Source organism: Saccharothrix lopnurensis (assembly GCF_042658445.1).
Classification (GTDB): domain Bacteria; phylum Actinomycetota; class Actinomycetes; order Mycobacteriales; family Pseudonocardiaceae; genus Actinosynnema; species Actinosynnema lopnurensis.
The window spans coordinates 13,061-31,230 of record NZ_JBHSQO010000003.1 but is presented as its reverse complement, the minus strand read 5'-3'; the positions used below and the strand labels follow the sequence as shown (position 1 = coordinate 31,230).

Here is an 18,170-nt window from a genome sequence, read left to right as displayed (position 1 = left end):
GGGGCCCGGTCCACAGTGGACCGGGCCCCGTCGTGGTGGTGGTGCGGGGTCAGCGCAGGTGCCGGGCCTTGTGCTGCTCGGCGATGGCCGGGTCGATCGGTTGCGTCGGCCGCATGGCCGGGTCGATCGGGCGGTTGGCCGTGGTCGGGTCCACCGACTCGATCCGGTCGTCGTGGTGGGAGCCGGTGTGGGTGGTGTCGACGCGCTGCGTCGGCATCGGCCGGGTCTCCGGCTCGTCGGCCACCGGGCGCGGGGCGCGGATGGTCTCGTCCCGGTCGAAGTGCCGCGCGTCGTGCTCCGCGATCTCCTCCTCCGGCACCACGATCTTGCGCCGGGCCGGCAGCACCGCGATCAGCAGGCCGGCGGCGGCCAGGCCGAGGTGCAGCCAGTTGTCGTTGGTGTTGAGCGCCAGCGGGTTGCCCAGGCCCGAGACCGGGTTGCTCGCGAAGATGCCCGAGAGGGCCAGGCCCCACAGCAGCACGGCGCCGTAGGACAGGAACACGATCCAGCCGTAGACCCTGGACAGGCCCGAGTTGGTCGCCATCAGCAGGCCGAGCACGCCGAACGCCAGGTGGATCACGTTGTGCAGCGGGTTCACCGCGAACCCGAGCAGCATGGCGTGCTGGTCGCCGGAGAAGTCGCCGAACCCGGTCTTCACGAAACCGGCGATGCCGGCGACGAGGAAGACCAGTCCGAGCAGGCCCGCCAGCACCTGGGCGGGCTGGAGACCCGCGACCTTGACGCGGCCGACGGTCGATTGGGTCATCACGCCCTCCAAACGAGGACCACGAGCCCGCCTTCCGGGCTCCGGACGACCACCGGCTACCCATGGGCCGGAGAAGGCAAACGGCACGTCCGGGGTGCGTGGTCGGCGGGGTGGGGCGTGGGGCAGAGGACGGCGGGACGGGGTGGCGGCGCGAGGCGGGACGGCGCGGCGCTGGACTGGGCGACGCGGCAGGGCGGCGGGGGCGGGCGCCCGGGCCCGCCCCCATTGTTCCGACAGGAGTCGGCGCCCCGTCGCGCCGAGGTTCACACAATCCCGGTCCACCCCGTCGGAACCGGGAACACACGGTACCGGAAATTGAATTCCGATCACCGCGACAAATGAGGGCGATCAGGTTTGCGGATGGCTCGCGGAGCACCGCCCGGGGCACCTGAGCCCAGGTCAGACGTGCAGTTCAGCGCTGGGAACGACGCGTCGCCGAGCCGTTCCAGTCGGTCTGCCTGCTGTTCACGAAATCCCCCTGCTTGGTCGTGACACCATCGTGGTGTTGAGCTGAATTGTCCCTTCGACGACCTGCGGCCGTCAAAGCAATTACCGTATGCACCAATTGACGCGCGCCATGGTCATCCGGTTCCCGGCGCGGTCCACAACATCGAGTAGCGCCGGTAGAGGTGCCGGCGGAACCGGGCGCCGGGCACGATCCCCGCCGCGGTGGCCCTGATCCCGCGCGGCGACAGCGAGCAGTCCGCGACCGGGGCGGTGCCGCGCGGGTCGTCCCGGACCAGGCGCCGGGCGCGATTCGGGGGCACCGACGCGAGGCTGAGCGCCCGGTCCCGCGCGCCCTCCTCGCGCGCCGACCCGAGCACGGCCACCCCCCGCCGCGCGGTCCACCGCCGTCACCGCGAGCCCCCCCGGCGGCGAGGGCGCGCGCGAACGCGCCGTGCCCGCAGCCGACGTCCAGCGCCGTGCGCGCCCCGACGGGCACCGCGGCCGGCAGGACCGGGTGGTGGTGCGCGTTGTGGTCGAAGTGCCTCACACCCCCCTTGACGCGCGGAGCGCCGCCCCGGTTGAGCGGCGGTCCCGATCACTTGACCTCCAGCAAGCTCGAACTCCTAGCGTGACCGGCGTTCCGAGAAGAGGGGGTTCCACATGCGCGCCATCCGGCAGCACGAGTTCGGCCCGGCCGAGAACCTGCGCCACGAGGAGGTGCCCGACCCCGAACCCGGCCCCGGCCAGGTGCGCCTCGCGGTGTCGGCCGCGGGGGTGCACCTGCTGGACACGGCGATCCGGCGCGGCGAGCCGGGCGGGCCGTTCCCGCTGCCCGAGCTGCCCGTGGTCCCCGGTCGCGAGGTGGCGGGCGTGGTCACCGCGCTGGGCGAGGGCGCGGACGCGCACTGGCTCGGCAAGCGGGTCGTCGCCCACCTCGGGCAGGCCGGCGGCGGCTACGCCGAGCAGGCCGTGGCGAACGCCGGTTCGCTGCACGAGCTGCCCGACCACGTGTCCGACGACGCGGCGGTAGCCATGGTCGGCACGGGCCGAACCGCCGTCGGGGTGCTGCGCATCGCGCGGTTGACCGAGGACGACGTGGTGCTGGTGACGTCCGCGGCCGGCGGCCTGGGCGCGCTGTTCGTGCGGGCCGCCCAGGCGGTCGGGGCTCGGGTCGTCGGCGCCGCGAGCACCGCGAAGCTCGACCTGGTCCGCGAGCTGGGCGCGGACCTGGCCGTCGACTACACCCGGCCGGGCTGGACCGACGGCGTCGGCGCGGTGACCGTCGTGCTCGACGGCGTGGGCGGCGAGGCCGGGCGCGCGGCCCTGGAGCTGCTGGGCGTGGGCGGGCACGTCGTGCTGTTCGGCTGGTCCTCCGGCACGCCCACCCGCGTGGAGACCGCCGACCTGTACCGCCAGGGGCTCACCGCGTCGGTCGCGGTCGGACCGCGGCTGCTCAAGGGCACGAGCCTGCGCGAGCTGGAGCAGCGCTCGCTGGAGCTGCTCGCCGAACAGCGGCTCACCCCGCTCACCACGACGTTCCCGCTGCGCGACGCGGCCCGCGCGCACACCGCGCTGGAGACGCGCGCCACCACCGGCAAGGTCGTGCTCAGGCCGTGAGACAGGTCGGGTGGCCCCCGCGCCGGGGGCCACCCGACCCGCTAGACGGGCACGGTGACGATCCGCCGGTCGTCGAAGTCGCGGACCTCGACGGCCACCACGTCCCCCGGCGCGATCAGCGCGGAACCGTCGAGGTTCGTGCCGTCCTGCTCCCCCGCCGCGGAGACCAGCCAGCTGCCGGCCTCCTGCCTGCTGCCGTCCCTGGCGACCACGAACAGCCTGCACCTCGCGTTGGCCGCGATGCCCGCCACCGAGGCGTTCACCCGCACCCACCCGGCGGCGGGCCTGACCTGCACGGTCATCCGCGCGCCGGTGTCCGGGTCGGTCGCCGTGCCCAGCCTGGTGCCCGCCGGCGGCGCGGGGGCCGTGGACGGGGTGGGCAGCACGAGCTCGTCCGGCGCGGTGCCCCGACCGACGGCGAACCCGCCGCCCAGCACGACCGCGGCCACCGCCGCCGCGACCAGGCCGAGGCCCACCCGGCGGCGGCGCAGCTCACCGCCGCGCTCCGACCGCACCTGGCGCAGCGTGCGCTGGAGCAGCAGGTCGCCGCCGTCCGGCGGGCCGTCGAGCAGCGCCTCGGGCGGCACCTCGCCCATGGCCTCCTCCACCGCCCTCAGCCCGGCCAGCTCGGCGCGGCACGACGGGCAGGCCGCCAAGTGGTCCTCCACCGCACGCACCTCCTGCTCGTCCAGCGCACCCAGCACGTAGGCGCCGAGCAGCTGTGGATCGTGGTTCGCGGTCATCCGGCCACCCCCTTCAGCGCGACCTGTTGTCCGGCGAACGTCTCCCTCAGGGCACGTAAGGCGTAGTGCGACCTCGATTTCACCGTGCCGGGCGGCACCCCCAGCGCCTCCGCCGCCTCGGTCACGCTCCGGCCGCGGAAGTAGATCTCCAGCAGCACGTCCCGGTGGTCGGGCGACAACCGGTCCAGCGCCTCCAGCACCACCACCGAGTCCACCACGGCGTCGGCGTGGTCGCGCGCCACCGGCGGGGTCGCCGGCGTCTCGGCCACCTCCTGGGGCCGGGCCGCCCTCGCCCTGACCCGGTCGGTGACGAGGTTGCGCGCCACCGTGAGCAGCCAGCCGCGGACCGAGCCCCGGCCGTTGACCAGGGCGTCCGGGTGCCGCCAGGCGCGCACGAGGGTCTCCTGGACCACGTCCTCGGCCGCCGCCCGATCACCGGTCAGCCGCGTCGCGTAGGCGAGCAGCGCCCGGCCGTGCTCCTCGTAGAGGGAGCGGATCAGCGCCTCGTCGGCCGCGGCCTCCCGTTTCCGGGACCACAAAGCCGCCATCCACCCGCTCCTCTCGTCGACCCGTCCCCAACCCGTCCCCCACGGACACGGCTCCCGGGCGGGTTCGGTTCAGCGCGGCCGGGAAAAAGTTCGCCGGGCCGGGTCACGAACAGGCGCGGCCGGCGTTCAGGCAGGTCACGACCTCGGCCATCAGGGCGTCGGGCATGACGTTGATGAACATGGCGTGGTCGGTGCGCGGGTCCCGGTGCTGCTCGGGGAAGCTGTCGACGGCGAACGGCCGGCCCGGCGGCACGTCCTGGGCCACGACCAGGCGCAGCCTCGGCACCGGGAAGGTGCCCTGCCGGCACACCCCGTTCGGGGCCGGGAACTCCAGGTGCGCGCGGTGGCCGGGGCTGTCGGTGTTGCGGCCGTCCCAGCAGCTGGGGAACTCGAAGTCGCGCAGCACCCGGCTGCCCGGGGCGCACCCGGGGTAGCGGTCGGTCCACCGGTCCTCGAACCCGGTGCAGCTCCACCGCGCCCGGCCGCGACCGGTGGTGGCCGCGGCGGGGTCGCCGGTGATGGCGCGCAGGAACCGGGGCATCGCGACGACCTCGCTGACCGGGCTGCCGGTGAAGGTGACGGAGACGCGGTCCGGGGGCAGCACCTCACCGGTGTTGCCGTGCGCTCCCCCGCCCTGCGCGTGCTCGTCGTGGCCCGTGCGGTCGGTCAGGCGCAGGACGGGCCAGTAGTAGGTGGACAGGTCGCCCGCGGAGCAGGTGGTGGCCGCGGCGGCGAGGGACTCGTCGGTGGAGTGGGCGTCGGTGCCGGTGTTGCCGACGTACTCGTGGGTGTGGTGGGCGCCGAAGGGGCGGCCCGGGGTGATCACCACGTTGTCGGCGTTGAGGTGGCGCCGCTCGTTGCGGCCGCAGTCGAGGGTGAAGGAGCCGGTGGAGGCGTCCCCGGTGGTGGTGACCTCGTCCACCGCGACGGGCACCTCGTCTATCGCCACCGTCCGGCTCTCCGAGCAGCCTGCCGCCAGCGAGAGGACCAGGAGCGCGGATAACCACCTCACGCCGTCCAGCTTATTCGGCCGGGGCCCGGGGTGGCGGCCTCGTCACCGGCTGAGACGCGGCGGTCCTGGGGTCCTGAACGGTGAACTCGGGGGTCCTGGACGTACGACACGGTGGGTCTGGACGTACGACTCGCGCGGTCTGGGCGTACGACTCGCGCTGGGTCAGGGGGTGGGGGCGGTGATCAGGGTGTGGTTGTCGGTGGTGACGACGCTGATGGTGGCCAGGTCGGGGAGGGGGACCACGACGGCGCCGGTGAGGGTGGTGCGGGTGGCGGACGGCGCCACCCAGCCGCCCGCCACGTAGTGGTTGCCGGCGGTGTCGGTGACCACCAGGCGGCAGCGGGAGCCGGAGGGGACGCCGTCGACCTCCGCGCGCAGGCGGACCCAGCCCCCGGCCGCGGTGACCTCGGTGGTCAGGTGGACCCCGTCCGGTGAGGAGGCGGCCAGGAGCCGCGTCCCGGGCGCGTGCTGCCGGCCCAGGTGGACGCCGCCGGCCAGCACCGCGGCGGCCAGGGTGGTACCCAACGCCGCGACGATGCCGCCGCAGCGTCGGCGGTTCCGGGTTCGCTCGGATCGGACCAGGTTCACGGTGCGGTCGAGGATCGGATCGCGCATCTCGTCTCGTTCGGCCGGGGCCCGGGGCCTGTGCTCCGGGCGGGGGACACCGGCTACACGGGTTTGGCGGGTGGGTGGTTCAACGGAAGGCGGAGGGTGAAAGGGCGGAGGGGGATAAGGACGCGGGGCCGCGCCGTGGTGGCGTGGCCCCGCGTTGGGAGGGTGGGGAGGGGTTAGTTGAGTTGGACGCGCAGGATTCGGCTGTCGGAGTTGTTGGGGACGCTGTCGCGGTCGCCGGTGCTGGTGGTCAGCCAGAGGTTGCCGTCCGGGGCCCGTTCCACGGTGCGCAGGCGGCCGTAGGTGCCCTGGAAGTGGGTGGTCTCGCCGCCGACCGAGGTGCCGTTGAGCTGGAGGCGGTAGAGGCGGGCGCCGCGCAGCGAGGCCATGTAGAGGGAGTTGTTGACGATCGCGATGCCGCTGGGCGACGCGTTGGCCGTGCTCCAGGTGCGCTTCGGGGCGACGTAGCCCGAGCAGCTGCCCGAGGTGCCCTCGCACGACGGCCAGCCGAAGTTGCCGCCCCGCTCGACCAGGTTCAGCTCGTCCATGATCGTGTTGCCCAGCTCGGCCTGCCACAGCCTGCCCTGGCCGTCGAACGCCAGGCCCTGCACGTTGCGGTGGCCGTAGGACCACACGTAGCGGGCGTTGCCGCCGCTGCCGTAGAAGGGGTTGTCGGTCGGCGCGCTGCCGTCGGGGTTGAGCCGCAGCACCTTGCCGCCCAGGAAGTTCCGGTCCTGCGCGCCCTGGGCGTTCTGGCCGTCGCCGGTGCCGACGTAGAGCTTGCCGTCCGGGCCGAAGCGCAGCCGGCCGCCGTTGTGGTAGCGGTTGCGCGGGATGCCGGTGAGCAGGACCTGCACCGAGCCGGCCACGATCGCGTTGTTCTGCACCTTCAGCCGCACGACCCGGTTGTCGCCGGTGCTGGTGTGGTAGGCGTAGACGTAGTTGTCGGTGGCGAAGGTCGGTGAGACCTCGATGCCGAGCAGGCCGCCCTCGGCGTCCGTGCCGACCACGTTGGGCACCACGCCCAGGGTCGTCCGCGCCCCGGACGGCGACAGCTTCACCAGGTCGAACGCGTCGCGCCGGCTGTAGACGCCGGAGCCGTCGGGCAGGAAGGCCAGGCCCCACGGCACGTCGGTGTCGGCCGCCAGCTGGGTGACCGCGCCGACCTGGTCACCGCCGCCGGACGTGGTCGCGGTGACCGGCGCGCTCGGGTCGGAGGCGTTGCCCACCGCGTCGAACGCCCGCACCGTGAACGTGTAGGCGGTGTTCGGCGCGCGACCGCTGATGGTGGCCGAGGTGCCGGTGGCGTCGCCGACCTTCGCCCCGGCCGCGTGGACCTCGTAGCGGGTCACGCCGATGTTGTCGGTGGCCGCGCCCCAGGTCAGCGAGACCGAGTTGGCCGTGACGCCCGTGGCGCGCAGGCCGGTGGGGGCGGTCGGCTTCTCGTTGTCGGCCTGGGCGGGCGGGGTGCGCACCTCGACGTTGTTGCTCGCCTGCGAGACGTTGCCGGCGGCGTCCTTGGCGTTGACGTAGAACTGGTGGGTGCCGTTGGGGTTCAGGCCGGTGACCCGGGTGGAGGTGCCGGCGACGGCCTTGACGAACTGGCCCGACTGGTACACCTCGTAGGAGGTGACGCCGACGTCGTCGGTCGCCGGGTCCCAGGAGAGGTCGACCGAGGTGGCCGTGGTGTTGGCGGCCCGCAGGTTCGCGGGCGGCGACGGCGGGGCGGTGTCGCCGGAGGTCTCGCCGTGGACCTGGAACTCCACCACCGTGTAGCCGCCCGACTGGTTGCAGCGCTGGGTGGCGTACAGCCGCACGTACCGGCCGGCGCCGCCGACCGCGAGGTTCTCGACCCCGCCGGGACCGTTCGCGGTGCTGTGGACGGTGGTCCAGGCGGCGGCGTCGGGCGAGGTCTCGACGCGGTAGGCGCGGGCGCACGAGTTGCCCCACTGCAACCGGACCCGGCTGAGGCGCGCGGTCACGCCCAGGTCGACCTGGAGCCAGGCCGGGTCGACGCCGGACCGGCTGCTCCAGCGGGTGCCGAAGTCGCCGTCCACGGCGAGCCGCGCCTCCAGGCCCGGTCCGCTCGTGGTGGAGGCGGTGACCGGTTTGCCCTGGGACAGCAGCACGGGGGCCGCGCTCGCGGGCGCGGCGGACACCAGCGCGGTCGCCACCACCGCCAGTGCGGTGCTCAGGGCGGACAGCCGCCGCCGGGTAGGGGGTGCCACAGGTGCCTCCCGCGGTCGTTGGGGGAAAGGCGGCGGCGGAGGACTGGTGGCGGCGGCCAGTCGCGGGCGGGGTGTCGGTGGTCCCGGTCGGGGAGTCGCGCGACTCCCCGCCCTCGACCACGCGGTCCCCCGCTCGCACCCCGAACGTAAGCGCTGCCGCCGGATCGGTCCAGTCCCGCCTCAATTGGCGCGATCGGGCGAACCGGGCGGCAGCCCGTTGTCTACTGTGGACTGTCGGAGTGGGTGGAGCCGTACACCGAGCGCAGCCACACGCAGGTCAGCGTGTCCACCAGCTCGCGGTCGCGGACGGTGGAGCGGCGGGAGCGCGAGCGGCTCAGGAAGCCCTGCTCGTTCATCGACACCAGGACCGCGGCCAACGAGCGGGCGTCGGGACCCGCCGGCGCCGTGCCCGCGGCGCGCTCCAGCTCGATCTGGGACGCCGTCGCCTCGACGAAGCGGCGCGCCACCCCCGACCAGAACTCGCGCATCATCGGGTCGGTGTCGCGGGCCCGGACGGCGGCGCGCAGGACCGCGCCGTGCTTGCGCCACAGCGCGAGGCCCGCGCCCAGTGCCCGGCGGATCGCCACCTCCGGCGGCTCGTCGCCCCGGCGCAGCCAGGTGGACGCCGACTCGTACAGGGCGTCCAGCACGGCTCCGGACAGGGCGTGGAGCACCGCCTCCCGGGACGCGAAGTGGAAGTAGAACGTCGACCGCGAGATGCCCGCGCCCGCGGCCAGCTCGTCGACGGAGATGTCGTCCAGGGAACGGGTCCGCAACAACCGCGCGGCGGTGTCCAGGATCGCCTGGGAGGTCAGGTCGCCCTTGCTGGGCCTGCGCCGCGACCCGACCGTGCCGGCACGTGGGGACATGGCGGACATCCTGGGTTCAGCGGACCGGCAGCCGCAAGCTTTTCGCGCACACCGCGATCGATTCGAGCAGATCGGGCAGGGGGAGGCGGAGGCGGCAGGGGGAGGCGGAGGCGGCAGAGGGCGACGGGCGGCAGGCGGCGGCAAGGGCCGGCGAGCGGTGGGCGGCGTCGGCAGGGCGCAGCAGGCGCAGGCAAGGGCGGCAGGCGCGGCAGGCGCGGGCGGCGGCGGGTGTCGGCGGGAGCGGCAGGCGTCGGCGGGCGTGCGCCGCCCGGTCGCGGTACACAGGACCCGTGGACCCCCTCTGGGCATTGCGGCAGGTCGCGCTCCGGTTGGAGCGCGCGGGCGAGCCCGTGTACCGCGTGCGGGCGTTCCGGCGGGCCGCCGACGTGGTGGGGGCGCTCCCCCGGGACGAGCTGGAGCGCCGCGCGGAGGAGGGCACGCTGACCGACCTGCCCGGCATCGGCAGGTCCACCGCGGGGGTGGTCGCCGACGCGCTCGCCGGGCGGGAACCCGCCTACCTGAGCCGGTTCCGCGAGCCGCCCGCGGTCGGCGGGCAGGGCCTGCGCGCGGCGCTGAGGGGTGACTGCCACACGCATTCGGACTGGTCCGACGGCGGCAGCCCGATCCGCGAGATGGCCGAGGCGGCCCGGGACCTCGGTCACTCCTGGATGGCGCTGACCGACCACTCCCCCCGGTTGACCGTGGCCAACGGCCTGTCCGCCGACCGGCTGAGCCGGCAGCTGGAGGTGGTGGCGGAGCTGAACGCCGAGCTGGCGCCGTTCCTGGTGCTGACCGGGATCGAGGTGGACGTCCTCGCCGACGGGGCGCTCGACCAGCGGGAGGACCTGTTGGCGCGGCTGGACGTCGTGGTGGCGAGCGTGCACTCGAGACTGCGGATGCCCGCGCCCGAGATGACCGCCCGCCTGGTCGCCGCGGTGTCCAACCCGCACGTGGACGTCCTGGGCCACTGCACCGGGCGGCTGGTCACCGGCAGGGGGCGGCCGGAGTCGGAGTTCGACGCGGTGGAGGTGTTCGCCGCGTGCGTCGAGCACGACACCGCGGTGGAGGTGAACTCGCGGCCGGAGCGCCGGGACCCGCCGGGGCGGCTGCTGCGGCTGGCCGTCGGCATGGGGTGCGCCTTCGCCGTCGACAGCGACGCGCACGCGCCCGGCCAGCTGGACTGGATCTCCTACGGGTGCGAGCGGGCCGAGGACTGCGGGGTCACGCCGGACCGCGTGGTCAACGCCCTGGACGCGGCCGAGCTGCTGGCCCGCTGAGGCCGGGTCGGCGTGCCGGGGGTGGCACGCGGGTGGGTGGCTCGCGGGAGGGTTGGTCCGCGAGGGGGTTGGCTCGCGGGGGGTGGCGCGCGGGAGTGGTGCGGGGGGCGCACCCCGGCTTCAGCGGCCCGCAGCTTCAGCGGCCCGCGGTCGCCGGCCGCTGGATCCGCGAGGCGCGGACCAGGTGGCCGTACCAGGTGATCAGCGGCCCGGTCCGGCCGTCCAGCAGGCGCTGCCAGGTGGTCCGGCACAGCGCCAGGAACGGGGCCGGGTCCCAGGTCCGCGCCAGCTCGGCCAGCGGCCGGTCCTGGACGTTGCCCAGGCCGTAGCGGCGGTCGAACCCGTAGGAGACCGGGACGGCCGCGCCGTTCGCCTCGACGACCAGCGGGGTGAGCCAGTGGCCCAGCGGGCTGGTGTCCTCGATCGGCGCGGCCATGAACGCCCGCGGCCGGCGGGCCAGCACCGTCCTGGGCACCGCGTCCAGCTGCACGGCCAGGCCGTGCTCCTCCGCGATCCGGCCCAGCTCCACCGCGGCGTAGGCCAGCTCCACCGCGTCGGGCCGCTCGCCCGCCATGAGGCGGTTGGCCGCGCCCTCGGGTTCGAGCGGGTGGACCTGGAGCAGCAGGGCGCCGGACCGGGAGGCGGCCGCGGCGACCTCGCCGAGCTGGGTGGCGTTGCCCTGGGTGAGGGTGGTGACGACGCCGACCGGGACGCCCGCCTCGGTGAGCCGCCGGATGCCGGCCAGCGCCCGGTCGAAGCAGCCCTCCTGGTCCCGGATGCGGTCGTGGGTGGCCCGGTCGCCGTCCAGCGAGACGGCCACCAGGTCGACCAGGCCGCGCACGACGCCGATCCGGCGCTGGTTCAGCGCGACGCCGTTGGTGGTGACGGTCGTCCGCATCCCCGCGTCCCGCGCGGCCCGCAGCAGCGCGGGCAGCTCCGGGTAGAGGAAAGGCTCGCCGCCCGACACGTTGAGCACGTCGTAGCCGAGCGCGGCGGCGTCCCGCACCACCCCCGACAGCACCGGCATCGGCACCGACTCGGCCACGTCGGGCCCCGAGCTGGAGTAGCAGTGCCGGCAGCGCAGGTTGCACAGCCTGGTCGGGTGCACCTGGAGCACCGCCCGACCCCCCGTCCGCCCCATGCCACCCTCCCGAGCGCTCGCCTATCCATATGGAGCACGCGGGTTGGGCCGTGATACGTCGGTGAGTCACGACATTCGGGGCCGGTTCCCACGAACGTGGGAACCTCTGTCCTGGTTGAAACGGCCTATCACACGGTGACGATTTCTTTGGCAGGCGGACCCGCCCGAGCGCACACCCGGTAGTGCACACACCCAGGGGGGAGGGACCATGCGCCGCGAGTTGCCGGTTCCCACCGACGTGGCCGACGAGGTGCGGCGCGGGCTGTTGCGCGACCTGCACGACGGGTTGGGTCCCTCGCTGGCGGCCGTCGCGCTGGGGCTGCGGGCGGCCCGGCACCTGGCGCAGCGGGACCCGGCGTCCGCCGGGCGGCTGCTGGCCCGGCTGGAGGACGAGGTGCACGCCGCGGTGGGCGAGGTGCGGCGGCTGGCCGCGGGCGCGTACCCGGCGGTGCTGGCGCGGCTGGGGCTGGTGGGCGCGGTGCGCGAGCACGTGGCCTCGCTGTCGGACCGGCACCCGGTGCGGGTGGACGTGGAGTGCGCCGGCCTGCCGGAGCTGCCGGTGGCGGTGCAGGTGGCGGCCTACCGGATCGTGTGCGAGGCGCTGACCAACGTGGTGCGGCACGCGGGCGCGCGGCACTGCGCGGTGCGGCTGACGTTCGACGACCGGTTGCGGGTGGAGGTGGTGGACGACGGCGTCGCGCCGTGGCCCGCCGGGGTCGGCGGGGACTGCGGGACCGGGGACTGCGGGGTCGGCGGGAACGGGGTCGGGCTGCGCTCGATGCGCGAGCGGGCGCGCGAGGTGGGCGGCACGTGGCGGGTGGAGCGCGCCGGCGGCGGCACGCGGGTCGCCGCCGACCTGCCCCTGCCCCTGCCCGAAGGGGTGTGACGCGGTGCCTGCGCTGCGGGCCCTCGTGGTGGACGACCACCCGCTGTTCCGCTACGGGCTGTCCGCGGCGCTGGCCGACGCGCCCGGCCTGGAGGTGGTCGGCGAGGCGTGCGGCGGGGTGCCGGCGGTGGCGATGGCCGCCGCGCTGCGCCCGGACGTGGTGGTGATGGACCTGAACATGCCCGACCTGGGCGGGGTCGAGGCGACGCGGCGGATCGTGGCGCGCGACCCCGGCGTGCGGGTGCTGGTGCTGACCATGTTCGACGACGACGGGTCGGTGTTCGCCGCGATGCGCGCGGGCGCGCTGGGCTACCTGCTCAAGGCCGCCCGGCCGCAGCAGATCGTGCGGGCGGTGCTGGCCGTCGGCGAGGGCGAGGCGATCTTCAGCCCGGCCGTCGCGGTGCGGCTGCTGGCCTACTTCGGCAGCGCGCCGCCCGACCCGCCGGGGGCGTTCCCGGAGCTGACCGCGCGGGAGCGGGAGGTGCTGCGGCTGATGGCCGGTGGCCGGGGCAACGCCACCATCGCCCGGCACCTGGTGCTCAGCCCCAAGACCGTGCGCAACCACGTCTCGCACATCCTGCGCAAGCTCCACGTGGCCGACCGCGCCCAGGCGGTGTCCCGGGCCAGGCGGGCCGGTCTGGGCGGCGGACCGGGACACATCGGGACACCGGGCCCGTAGTGCCGGGGCACGCCGGCCCGCGACGATGGCCGTGGGCAGTTCGGGCGGCGCCGAGGGGCGCGGGCGCGGCCCGTCGGGGCGGATGGCGGGAGCACGAGATGAACGGTGAGCAGATCGCGGTCGTCCTGCACGCGACGGACTCGATCACCAGGGCGGGGGTCACCTCGGCCCTGCGGTCGCGGCCGGAGGTCAGGCTGGTGGAGCCGCCGGAGCCGGCCCCGGTGGCGCTGGTGGTGCTGGAGCGGTGGGACGCCGAGGCGCGGCAGCTGCTGCGCCGGCTCCAGGTGCCGGGCGGCGCGGGCATCGTGCTGGTGGCGGGCGACATCGCGGACCCGGAGCTGCTCAACGTGGTCGGCGGCGGCGTGTCCGCGGTGGTCCGCCGGGCGGAGGCCACCCCGGACGCGCTGGTCCGGCTGGTGAAGGCCACCGCGGGCGGCCAGGGCGCGCTGCCGGCGGACCTGCTGGGCAGGCTGCTGGACCGGGTGTCGCGGTTGCAGCGCAACGTGCTGAACCCCAACGGGTGGACGATGGCGGGCATGTCCGACCGGGAGACCGAGGTGCTGAGGTTGATCGCGGACGGCTTCGAGACCCGCGAGATCGCCGAGAAGCTGTGCTACTCGCAGCGCACGGTCAAGAGCATCCTGCACGACATCACCAACCGCTTCCAGCTGCGCAACCGGGCGCACGCGGTGGCGTTCGCGCTGCGCGAGGGCCTGATCTAGCGCGGCGCGCGGACGGCGGCCGGGCCGGTTCCCGAAGACCCTCAGGGCACGTCCACCGCGCGGCCGGAGAACGACACCGACGGCGTGCAGTTGCCCTTCTCCGCCGGGTTCTGGCAGCTGACCTGGAGCACGACCTTCTCGCCCTTGCGGAACTGGAGCGGCTCCACGTAGTGCCGGTCGAGGTCGCGGAAGTTGGCCAGGCCCACCTCCAGCAGCACGCCGCGGGCGCCGTCGGCCGCCTCGCGCAGCACCCGGACGGTGCCGGTGTCGCCGCGGGGGTTCTGGAGCACGATGTCCGAGATCAGCAGCACCGCGTCCGCGGGCGGCGCGGAGGCGAAGTCGGAGAACTGCTCGGGATCGGCGGTGACGCGGGCGTCGGCGGCCACCCGGAAGTCGGTCGGCCGGCCCTCGGCGGCGGCGGCGCCGGGCCGCGCGGTGGGCGGCGAGCCGGGCGGGGCGCTCGGGTCCAGGCCGACCTCGCGCATCGCGGCCTCCGAGTTCACCTTGGCCCGCTCGGCCTCCCCCTGCGCCTGCCGGGCGCCTGCCTGCGCCTGCTCCGCGACGGCCCTGACCTCGTCGGCCTGCTCCACGGCGGCGTCGCGGGCCGCCGACTTCACGGCCGGCCGCAGCACGGTGAACCACAGCGCCACCAGCGCGATCGCCAGCGCCAGCAGCGCGGCCAGGGCGGGCAGCAGCCACCGGGGCAGCAATTGCCGCTGCACCAGGGTGCCCGCGGTGGTCAGCGAGGGCCCGGTGCCGGGCACCACCTCCACCCGGAACGGCCGCGGCTGGGAAGGCCCGCGCAGGAAGGTGTTGCGCGGCTTGGCGACCAGCCGCGCGAACGCCACCGTGCCGGGCGCGAGCACCAGGTCCGGGCGGTCGAGCCGGAACTCCAGCTCGCCGTCCGGGTCGGCCGGGTGCAGGCGCACCGCGACCGGCGAGTTGCCGAGGTTGTCGACCGCCACCTCGAAGCGGCCCCTGGCCCCCGCCTCGACCCTGGCGGGCACCAGCTCGGCGGACAGGTCGGTGAACTCCCCGACCTCGATCGAGCCCTCCTCGACCACCGAGCCGTGCGGGTCCTCGCGCGAGGTGACGCGGACGCCGAAGGCCGCCGCGCCCGCCGTCACCCCGGGCGCGCGGGGCGGGGCGAACCGCACCGCCACCGAGGCGGTCGCCCCGGGCACCAGGTTCACCGACGCGGGTTCGGTGGTGGCCCAGTCGGCGGCGTCGCCGACGACGTCCACGGCGAAGGCGTCCACCAGGTCGCCGGTGTTGCGCACGACGACCGTGCACGTGACCTCGTCGCCCGGCGCCACGGCCAGGCCGGTTGCGGACAGCGTCGCGGTTGCACCCATGGTGGGAATCCTCCGGGGGTCGGCCGGGTCCGGGGACCGGCGCGGGGGTGGGGAGCGGTGCGCCCGCCGCTTCCCCATCGGGCAGCCGTCCGGGTTTCACTCCCGGCTGGCGAAGTCGGGTGGTTGCAGGGTCCGGGGCACCACCAGGAACTCGCCGGACCGCACCGGGCCGAACCGCGGCCCGAGCACGGTCGTGCCCGCCAGCCGCCGGGGTCCGACGAGGTCGTTGTGGAACACCAGGAACCCGGTCTCCCAGGTGCCGTCCGGGCGCACGACGACCTCGCCGGGCACGGGCGAGACGCCGACCGTCCAGGCGAGCCGGACGGTCGCGCCGGGCGGGAAGTCCCGGCCGGTGGCGCGCGGCACGAACCCGGTGGGCCCGATGCCCGGCTCGACCGCGAGCACCGGCTGCCGCACCAGCACCCGGGCCACGGCGGTGTTGTCGGCCGGGTCGAGGTCAGGTCCGGTGCCGAGCACCGAGCCGCCCGCGGTGGTGTCGACGGCGGCGCGGGCGGGCAGGGTGACCCGCACCTCGGCCTCCTGGCCGGGTGCGAGCGTGCCGAGCTCGCAGGTGGTGCAGCCGGCGGCGGGCAGCAGCCGCGGCGGCAGCGCGGTGACCACGCGGACGTCGGTCATCGGCTCCGCCGCGCCGTTGCGGACCCGGTAGGACAGCACCAGGTCGTCCCCGCCGACGAAGGACTCCGCCGGCCGCACCGCCAGGGCCAGCGACAGCGAGCCCGGGTGGTCCGGCGGCCGGACCTCCTCGGCGACCTCCACCGCCGCCCCGGCCGCGTTGTCGCCGGGGTTGACGTCCCCGGGCAGCTCCGCCCGGACCAGGTGCCGCCCGGCGGCGACCCCGGTGAGGGCGAGGGTGACCTCGGCGCGGGCGCCGGGGGCGAGGCGGCCCAGCGCGCAGCCGGCCGGCGCGCACGTGCCCGCGGTGGTGGTGACCGAGTCCAGGCGCAGCCCGGCGGGCACGGTCAGCGCCAGGTCCGCCGCGCGCGGCGGGGCCAGGCCGGGGTTGGTCACGGTGAACCGCGCGGTGGTCGTGCCGCCGAACGCGACCGCGCCGGGCGCGACCACCCCGGTGACCCGCAGGTCCGGCAGGGGCCGGAACGCGGGCCGCGCCACGTCGTCCGCGCCGAAGTCGACGACCGGGGCGGGGTCGCCGCCGGCGGGCGGGACCACCCACACGCGGGCGGGACCCTCGCCGTCGCGGCGGGTGAAGGCGAGGAGCGCGCCGTCCGGGGACCACGCGGGGTCGTCCGGGTAGCCGCCCACCACGGGGCGGGTGGTCCGGGAACCCGGTTCCAGCACGCACAGCGCCTCCCCGGACGAGTAGGCCAGGCGGGTGCCGTCGGGCGACCAGGCGGGCGCGTCGTCGGTCCGCCCGCAGCCCTCGGCGAACGCGTCCGTGAGGTCGACCTGGCGGTGGACCCGCGTCCCGACCAGCTCGGCCAGCCAGATCGTCCGCGCCCGCCCGTCCCGCGGCCGCAGGACGGTGGCGGTGGTGCTCGCGGTGGCGGTGCGGCCGGCGGCGGTGGCCGTGCAGGTCACGGTGGTCAGCCCGACCGGGAACAGCGTGCCGGGCCCGGCGTCGCAGTCCGGGGGGAGCGGCCCGCCACCCGCGTCGGTCGCGGTGGCGGTGAGGGGCACGGGCACCGGCTCGCCGTCGGGGCTCACCCCCGCGCCCGCGCCCACCACGACCGAGGGCCCGGCCGCGCGGGTGATGGTGAGGTGCTGCTCGTGGGGCCGGTCGGGGACCTCCCCGTCGAACTCGAACCGGATCGCGCAGCCCAGCTCGCCCGCCGCCCGCGACGACGGCCCGCCGTCGAGCCGCACGTGCTCGGTGAAGCGGACCTCGGTGCCGCCGGGCACGGTCGCCGCGGGCGGCTCGAAGGACACCGACACCCCGGGCGAGCAGTCCGCGACCGGTCGCACGGTCACCGGGATGCCGCTGATGCCCCGCTCCACGGCGGCGGCGACCCGCTCCGGCGGCGCGCCCGCCGCGCCCAGCGCGCCGCCGGTGGCCCGGGTGATCGCGGTGGCCTGCCCCCGGCTGTCCAGGCCCTCGTGGGGGGAGGTGACGACGGGCACGCCGACCACGCGGATGTCGCGCGGCTCGTCCTCGCCGCCGCGGGTGGTGAGGTCGGCGACGACCGTGCCGCGCTGCCGGAACGGACCGCAGCCCGGGGGTTCGGCCGCCGCGGCGGGGCCGGCCGGTCCGGGCTCGGTCAGCCGGCACTCCTTGCTGCTCGCGTCGCCCACCAGCACGACGATCCGGCTCGTGCCGGGTCGGTCGAACAGCTCGTACCCGCCGTCGGCGCCGATGCCGCGCGCCACCTCGTGCAGGGCGTTGAACCAGTCCTCGGGCGCGTCCGGGCCGCCGTGGGCGGGGTCCACCACGACGCCGTCCAGCGCCTCCCGCACCGCCTCCCGCTCCCCCGGTTCGAGCAGCAGCCGGTAGCGGCGGTCGCCGTCGTCGAAGTCCTGGTAGGTGGCCAGGCCGAAGGTCGCGCCCGGCTGCTCCCGCTCGACGCGCTCCATGACCTCGCCCAGGCCGGCGCGCAGCCCCTCGACCGCGGCCCCCATGGACCCGGTGGTGTCGACCAGGAACAGGACCTCCGGCCGCGCCGGCGTCGCCGGGGTCCGCAGGGTCGCGGTGGTGGTGAACCCCTCGGCCGCCGACGCGCCGACGGCGAGCGGCGTGACCCGGGGCTCGGTGACCTCCCCGGTGTCGCGGACGAACGCGACCGCGTCGCCGTCGGGCGACCACGCGGGCGCGCTGTCGTCGGAGTAGGCGTGCGCGGGGCGGGGCACGCGGTCGAGCACGGCCCCGTCCGAGACCCGCAGCACGGTGATCCCCCGGTCCCGGTCGGTGACCGCGAGCATCGTGCCGTCCGGGGACCACGTCGGGTCCTCCTCCCCGAACCGGCCGCTCGGGTAACGGGGGTTCGCGCCGTCGGCGTCCGCGACCACCACCCGGCCGGGCCCCTCCGGGCCGTCGCGCTCGGTGTAGGCCAGCGCCGTGCCGTCCGGCGAGTAGGCCGGGTCGGTCTCGTACCGCTCGGCGGAACCGGTGGCCGGGCGCGGGTCGTCGCCCGCCGCGTCGGTGCTCCAGATGTCGGGGGGCCGACCGCGCGCCACGCCGATCCGGTAGGGCGTGACGGGGTCGGCCTGGGCGCGGGCCGGTAGCGGGCGGTCCGCCGGGAGCGGGCCGCTCAGCAGGCCGCTCAGCAGGAGCGCGACCAGGGCCAGGTGCTTCACC

At 75.9% G+C, this 18,170-nt stretch carries 16 protein-coding genes; 5 read left to right on the top strand and 11 right to left on the bottom strand.

Translation table 11 applies throughout. The features are described from left to right. Positions 1–49 precede the first annotated feature (49 nt). Together ACFP3R_RS03915 and ACFP3R_RS03910 are read right to left on the bottom strand one after the other, a co-directional pair. Entirely contained in the window at positions 50–766 is a 717-nt protein-coding gene (locus tag ACFP3R_RS03915; protein ID WP_380632922.1) for a DUF4383 domain-containing protein, read from the bottom strand. Positions 767–1,347: 581 nt separating this feature from the next. Further along, positions 1,348–1,590, bottom strand: a complete 243-nt coding sequence (locus ACFP3R_RS03910) for a hypothetical protein (protein ID WP_380632921.1) — start codon at positions 1,588–1,590, stop codon at positions 1,348–1,350. Between the two features lie 283 nt (positions 1,591–1,873). Here ACFP3R_RS03910 and ACFP3R_RS03905 point away from each other — a divergent pair, with 283 nt between their 5' ends. After that, positions 1,874–2,830 (top strand): zinc-binding dehydrogenase, encoded by a 957-nt coding sequence (locus ACFP3R_RS03905; RefSeq protein ID WP_380632920.1) that lies wholly within the window; start codon positions 1,874–1,876, stop codon positions 2,828–2,830. A 41-nt stretch (positions 2,831–2,871) separates the two neighbouring features. On the opposite strand, the gene ACFP3R_RS03900 is transcribed toward ACFP3R_RS03905, so the two are convergent. The 6 genes from ACFP3R_RS03900 to ACFP3R_RS03875 form a co-directional block, all read right to left on the bottom strand. Then, positions 2,872–3,573, bottom strand: coding sequence for an anti-sigma factor family protein (locus tag ACFP3R_RS03900; RefSeq protein ID WP_380632918.1), 702 nt, complete (start codon positions 3,571–3,573; stop codon positions 2,872–2,874). Then, positions 3,570–4,121: a sigma-70 family RNA polymerase sigma factor gene (locus ACFP3R_RS03895; protein WP_380632917.1), complete on the bottom strand. Its 552-nt coding sequence runs from the start codon at positions 4,119–4,121 to the stop codon at positions 3,570–3,572. The genes ACFP3R_RS03900 and ACFP3R_RS03895 overlap by 4 nt, the downstream gene beginning before the upstream one ends. Positions 4,122–4,224: 103 nt before the next feature. Then, on the bottom strand, positions 4,225–5,133 hold the full coding sequence (locus ACFP3R_RS03890; protein ID WP_380632915.1) for a DUF1996 domain-containing protein: 909 nt from the start codon (positions 5,131–5,133) through the stop codon (positions 4,225–4,227). 162 nt (positions 5,134–5,295) lie between these two features. Then, positions 5,296–5,658, bottom strand: coding sequence for a hypothetical protein (locus ACFP3R_RS03885; protein ID WP_380632914.1), 363 nt, complete (start codon positions 5,656–5,658; stop codon positions 5,296–5,298). A gap of 263 nt (positions 5,659–5,921) precedes the next feature. Then, positions 5,922–7,973, bottom strand: a complete 2,052-nt coding sequence (locus ACFP3R_RS03880) for a PQQ-dependent sugar dehydrogenase (RefSeq protein ID WP_380632912.1) — start codon at positions 7,971–7,973, stop codon at positions 5,922–5,924. Positions 7,974–8,194: 221 nt separating this feature from the next. Next, positions 8,195–8,842 carry a TetR/AcrR family transcriptional regulator gene (locus ACFP3R_RS03875; RefSeq protein ID WP_380632910.1) on the bottom strand — a complete coding sequence of 216 codons (648 nt, stop codon included), beginning with the start codon at positions 8,840–8,842 and terminating at the stop codon, positions 8,195–8,197. Positions 8,843–9,132: 290 nt separating this feature from the next. Here ACFP3R_RS03875 and ACFP3R_RS03870 point away from each other — a divergent pair, with 290 nt between their 5' ends. Continuing rightward, positions 9,133–10,119, top strand: coding sequence for a PHP domain-containing protein (locus tag ACFP3R_RS03870; protein ID WP_380632909.1), 987 nt, complete (start codon positions 9,133–9,135; stop codon positions 10,117–10,119). Between the two features lie 136 nt (positions 10,120–10,255). On the opposite strand, the gene ACFP3R_RS03865 is transcribed toward ACFP3R_RS03870, so the two are convergent. After that, positions 10,256–11,260, bottom strand: a complete 1,005-nt coding sequence (locus ACFP3R_RS03865) for a radical SAM protein (protein ID WP_380632908.1) — start codon at positions 11,258–11,260, stop codon at positions 10,256–10,258. 208 nt (positions 11,261–11,468) lie between these two features. Here ACFP3R_RS03865 and ACFP3R_RS03860 point away from each other — a divergent pair, with 208 nt between their 5' ends. The 3 genes from ACFP3R_RS03860 to ACFP3R_RS03850 all read left to right on the top strand — a co-directional run bounded on the left by ACFP3R_RS03860 (position 11,469) and on the right by ACFP3R_RS03850 (position 13,547). Beyond that, on the top strand, positions 11,469–12,146 hold the full coding sequence (locus tag ACFP3R_RS03860) for a sensor histidine kinase (RefSeq protein ID WP_380632907.1): 678 nt from the start codon (positions 11,469–11,471) through the stop codon (positions 12,144–12,146). Between the two features lie 4 nt (positions 12,147–12,150). Beyond that, positions 12,151–12,825 (top strand): response regulator, encoded by a 675-nt coding sequence (locus ACFP3R_RS03855; RefSeq protein ID WP_380632905.1) that lies wholly within the window; start codon positions 12,151–12,153, stop codon positions 12,823–12,825. A 98-nt stretch (positions 12,826–12,923) separates the two neighbouring features. Continuing rightward, positions 12,924–13,547, top strand: coding sequence for a helix-turn-helix transcriptional regulator (locus ACFP3R_RS03850; protein WP_380632903.1), 624 nt, complete (start codon positions 12,924–12,926; stop codon positions 13,545–13,547). Positions 13,548–13,588: 41 nt separating this feature from the next. On the opposite strand, the gene ACFP3R_RS03845 is transcribed toward ACFP3R_RS03850, so the two are convergent. Both ACFP3R_RS03845 and ACFP3R_RS03840 read right to left on the bottom strand, forming a co-directional pair. Continuing rightward, a complete protein-coding gene (locus tag ACFP3R_RS03845) occupies positions 13,589–14,902 on the bottom strand; it encodes a COG1470 family protein (RefSeq protein ID WP_380632901.1) in 1,314 nt (437 codons plus the stop codon). A 96-nt stretch (positions 14,903–14,998) separates the two neighbouring features. Next, entirely contained in the window at positions 14,999–18,169 is a 3,171-nt protein-coding gene (locus tag ACFP3R_RS03840) for a translocation protein TolB (RefSeq protein ID WP_380632899.1), read from the bottom strand. Between the last annotated feature and the right edge of the window lies 1 nt (position 18,170).